The organism is Microcoleus sp. Pol7_B2 (assembly GCF_036701035.1).
Classification (GTDB): Bacteria; Cyanobacteriota; Cyanobacteriia; order Cyanobacteriales; family Microcoleaceae; genus Microcoleus.
The window spans coordinates 1-4,188 of sequence record NZ_JAUBQB010000157.1; the positions used below are offsets into that span (position 1 = coordinate 1).

The following is a 4,188-nucleotide window of genomic DNA, read 5'->3' on the forward strand; positions in this document are numbered from 1 at the left end:
TGGCACATCTCTTGATGAAGTTATTCGTGCTTATTGTGCAGAAAGAGTGTCTCATACTTATTTGAAATGACTATATGACTTGTTCGCACAGTTCATCGAGATTGGTCTGAGCTTCAGTATAAGTTACTTGGGTTTATGTGAATGACATGGTTTTTGGCTTCCCAATACTTTGGACTTTCTTCGACTTGACAAGACTTAGCTTTTATAGTCACAATCATCTTTAAGAGGCACTATTATAGCTTTCCCATAGGAAAAAAATGACTGCACAACCATTATCCCTCCCCCAAGCAAACTTAAAAATGGCTCTCTGGGCTGAAAATGCTGCAAAAGGTTCGATCGCACATCAACGTCTATCTCTGTTCCAAAGCACTTAAAAATTTAATAAATTCGATCGCCACCACCACCCCAAACGCTGCAATCAGTAGAGCGGATATCAACCAAATTGCTGCAATCCCTTACTGTGCAAATTCTCCTCAATGTGCTGCATTTCCTTCATATCCTCACCCGCAACTATCCCGTAAATTTCCGTGTAGATTTTTCCGTATTTAACCTTCTCTAAAGCCGACAGGATGATCAAGTCCTTGCGAGCGAGTTCTGATTTCAGCGTCACAAGAATCGATTCCAAAGTCCCATCCATTCGCCAGCTACTGGAATATTGAGCCACCTCCTTTCCCAGCCCCAGTAAGGTATGGCGCTGCACACAAAGCGGAGTCGAACCATTAACTCGGAAATTGGCATCAATGGCATACAACTCTCCTTCAGAGTCTTCCAGCACGTCGAAGCCAATAACGCCGAAATAACCCTGTTGGTGAGCATATTTACCAATAGCGGCAATCATCTCAAAAAACCTACTCATGTCGGTTTCGCGGTAGTGAATTAGTCCCCCTAAATAGCTGCCCTCTGGCGTGACAAGTTGGCTGGTAGTGCCGATAAGCGTGATATTTCCCGTTTTGCTTACATAGAACTGCACGCAGTAGTTCTGCACTTCATTCTTGACGAATTCCGAGACAATAATCGTATCCAGCAACTTAATATCGAGATATTTCCTCACTTCCTGCAAGCAGTAGTTCAGATCGCTGGCGCTTTTGATAATATAAGTGCCTTCTCCAGAAAGTCCGTGGGATGTTTTAATCAAGTAGGGGAATTGCTCTGGTAACTGAATGCTTTCGAGATTGACTTCGTGCAGATTGTAGGTTTGGTATTTCGGACATTGCACGCCTAATTCTGCTAGCGTGGCTTTGCTGAGTAAGTGGTAGTGGATGTCGGGATGGACGGCGTGTTTTTCAGGTTTGAGGTTGTCGAAGGGAAATAGAGTCAGGAGTTTGTCAAAGCGATCGCTTACGCTGAGATCTTCGAGATAAGTTGAGCAGTCTATCATCTCCATACTGCTGTAGCTGAAGCCAAAATGTTCCCGCCAATAATCCATCAGCGAGTTCGGCGGCTGATTAATCACAATCCCTGGGATGGCATCGCCTAACACAGCCAGATTTTTCCAAGGTTCCTTCTGACCAATCTTGTCGAAAGAAGTTTTGGTGGCTTCACTGCTGCCGTCTTGAATAAAGTATTTTTTTCTGTTGGGGTAAGCAGCCCAACTGGCAGTTGCAGGATAATTTAGGATGAACGCATAACGTGCATCTGTGATGTCTGCAGCAAACAAATCGGAAAGAGAATTACCCTGAAAGTAAGGAAAGTCGTATGTTGAGTTCATAATAAACCTTCAACTAGAGTTTGAATTGAACTGTTTTGCCGACCACTAAGTAGCTCGACATAATTAAAAGTAGGGTGGGCAATGCCCGCCCTACAAATTGAAAAAGTGTTTATTGATGCCCAGCTACTTAATACCTAGAAAACAAGATATTAGTTGCGGAATTTTAACACTCTCCAACTAGGGAGAATGCAACCTCAATAATTTCAATGATGGACGAGTTGTTTTTTCTTCGTGAACACAGCCACCTTGTCCATTCCTGAGGTTCTATAAGCACAAGCCATGTCGGTTGAGTTATGCGCCCAGCCAACCCGCCCTTGAGGGTCTATGAGGATGCACCCGGCTTCTCCTGCCACCTTAGATGCCAGAGTCTCAATAGCCATCTGCGCTGCATCGTCTGGGTGCTTGCCGGACGCGAGAATGTCGATCGCCGTCTTAGCTAGAACTACTGGTATAATCGACTCGCCATCGCCTGTGGTCGAGCAAGCGCCCTGTTCATTTTCAGCAAACAAGCCTGAGCCGATAATGGCGCTGTCGCCGACGCGACCGGCGGGCTTATTCATAGTGCCGCCTGTTGAGGTACCGGCAACTAAGATGCCGCTGCTGTCCAAAGCTACACAACCAACGGTATTGGGGCGGTCAATAACTTCTTTTTCCTCCTCCCACTCTTCCTGTTGCTCATCAGCGATTAAGTCTTCTTTTTTACACATCTCGGCTCCATTTTCGGCCGCAAAATGTTCTGCGTGATCCGCTACTAAGAACATGGGTTTTTTATCCATAATCTTTCGCGCCACGGAGATGGGATGCCGCACGCCTTTAACATTTGCGAGGGCTCCCCAAACTAATGAACCGCCTTCCATCATCGCTGCGTCTAGCTCTACCTCTCCCTTACTGTTGAGAACCGATCCAAAGCCTGCGTTAAATGTCTGGTCAGCTTCCAGAACCCGGATAGCTGCCTCAACAGCTTCTGCTGCTGTACCCCCGCTTGTGAGCACTGCCCAACCAGCTTCTGCTGCTGCGGTACAGCCTGCATTGTTCGCTGCAACCTTATCTTCTGTGATGGTTTTTGCTCCACCGTGAACAATAATACTCAGTACCATAAATTTCCTTTTTTTTATCTTAAGCTCTACTTAAAAATTCCTTATATCATTCGTTATATTAATCAATTTATTATAAGCAATTTTCAAGTAGTTTCTTTGATGCTAGTTATATAGCCTAGCTATGTTGAATTTAGGATTCGTCTATCTTCAGATATAATTATTTTTGTCGATATTTGTATTCCTCCCGACCTAGCTATTTACGAATTATTAATATATATGTTGCTAAAGTTATGTCAATAGTTTGATCGCATTTAGCTTCGAGTTAGTTAAGGAACTTGAAAGAGTTAGGGAATAAAGATGAGGTAAAACTTAAGGGGATGCACTACACCTTAACAGGCAAAATTGCTAAACGTGAAGAATGAGACTTTGAGAGAAAAGAGGTGCGATCGACTTTCACATCACTCTGAGCCTTTCTGCTGACCCGCCAAAAACCCGCGCAGCCGCAACAAACTAGCCGTTTGACCCAAACTCAGCCTTAGCAGCGGCACTCCCGTGCGATCGCTAATTCGGCGGTACTGTTATTGCTGTGCGAAAATTGCTAGTTTTACTGTTAACAAAAGTTGCAATTTTTTTTTACTAAAACCGCAACTAAAGGCATATAAACGCATAGAAAAGTTACAAATTACCATGAATTAATTTAGATTACTTTCCTGAAAGTAAGGTTGATTCTTGGTTCAGTAACTTTGGCTGCTTTCGGGATTTGGTGTTGCCAAGAATGCTGGGTTGCTCCTTTCATCAGCAGGAAGCTTCCAGGAGTTAATTGAATTTCTAATTTCGTTTCTTTTTGGTATTTGTGCCTGAGCATAAAACGACGAGTAGCCCCAAAACTTACAGAACCGATCGCTGGGTTTTCACCAAGTTCTGATTCATCATCACTGTGCCAAGCTACACTATCTTTGCCATCGCGATATAGATTAAGCAACACGCTGTTAAACACTGTACCTGCTATTGCTTCTATTTTAGATTTGATTGTTATGAGTGTAGGTGTCCATAGATTAGGCTCCATTTTTATTTTGGAGTAAGTGTAAGATTTACCTGCATCTCCGTACCATGCGCTAAGCCGCGGTATAGCGACTTGCTTGCCAAAAAGCAGAGCCACCTCTTGCTTCCAATTAATAGTGCCGTACAATTCCGCAAATATCTCGTTGCTCTCATTGTTATTGAAGAAGTCGCGGTACATGATTATTTCGGCATCAGGTAGAAATAATTGCTGACCATGCTTCTGGCTTTCTGCTTTTGGCTCTTCCCACAATGAAAGTTGAGTATACATAAATCTGCTCGCTGATTACGTTTTACTGAAATTTATAAATACAGCACTTCCGGATGTTATGAGGTACAGTAGCAGCAATTAGCAAACCAGTTTTTGAGATGTTTGGGATTCAT

Annotated in this window: 3 protein-coding genes; all 3 read right to left on the minus strand. The window is 43.5% G+C overall.

The features are described from left to right. Positions 1–433 precede the first annotated feature (433 nt). On the minus strand, positions 434–1,708 hold the full coding sequence (locus QUA57_RS28110) for a carbamoylphosphate synthase large subunit (RefSeq protein ID WP_333065066.1): 1,275 nt from the start codon (positions 1,706–1,708) through the stop codon (positions 434–436). A gap of 203 nt (positions 1,709–1,911) precedes the next feature. Then, positions 1,912–2,805, minus strand: a complete 894-nt coding sequence (locus QUA57_RS28115) for an isoaspartyl peptidase/L-asparaginase family protein (protein WP_333065067.1) — start codon at positions 2,803–2,805, stop codon at positions 1,912–1,914. Between the two features lie 637 nt (positions 2,806–3,442). Then, complete coding sequence (locus QUA57_RS28120) at positions 3,443–4,075, minus strand: alpha-ketoglutarate-dependent dioxygenase AlkB (RefSeq protein WP_333065068.1); 633 nt, start codon at positions 4,073–4,075, stop codon at positions 3,443–3,445. Positions 4,076–4,188 lie beyond the last annotated feature (113 nt).

Coding starts and splice junctions, on each gene's coding strand:
- QUA57_RS28110 (WP_333065066.1), bottom strand. CDS start 1,708: ATGAACTCAACATACGACTTTCCTTACTTTCAGGGTAATTCTCTTTCC.
- QUA57_RS28115 (WP_333065067.1), bottom strand. CDS start 2,805: ATGGTACTGAGTATTATTGTTCACGGTGGAGCAAAAACCATCACAGAA.
- QUA57_RS28120 (WP_333065068.1), bottom strand. CDS start 4,075: ATGTATACTCAACTTTCATTGTGGGAAGAGCCAAAAGCAGAAAGCCAG.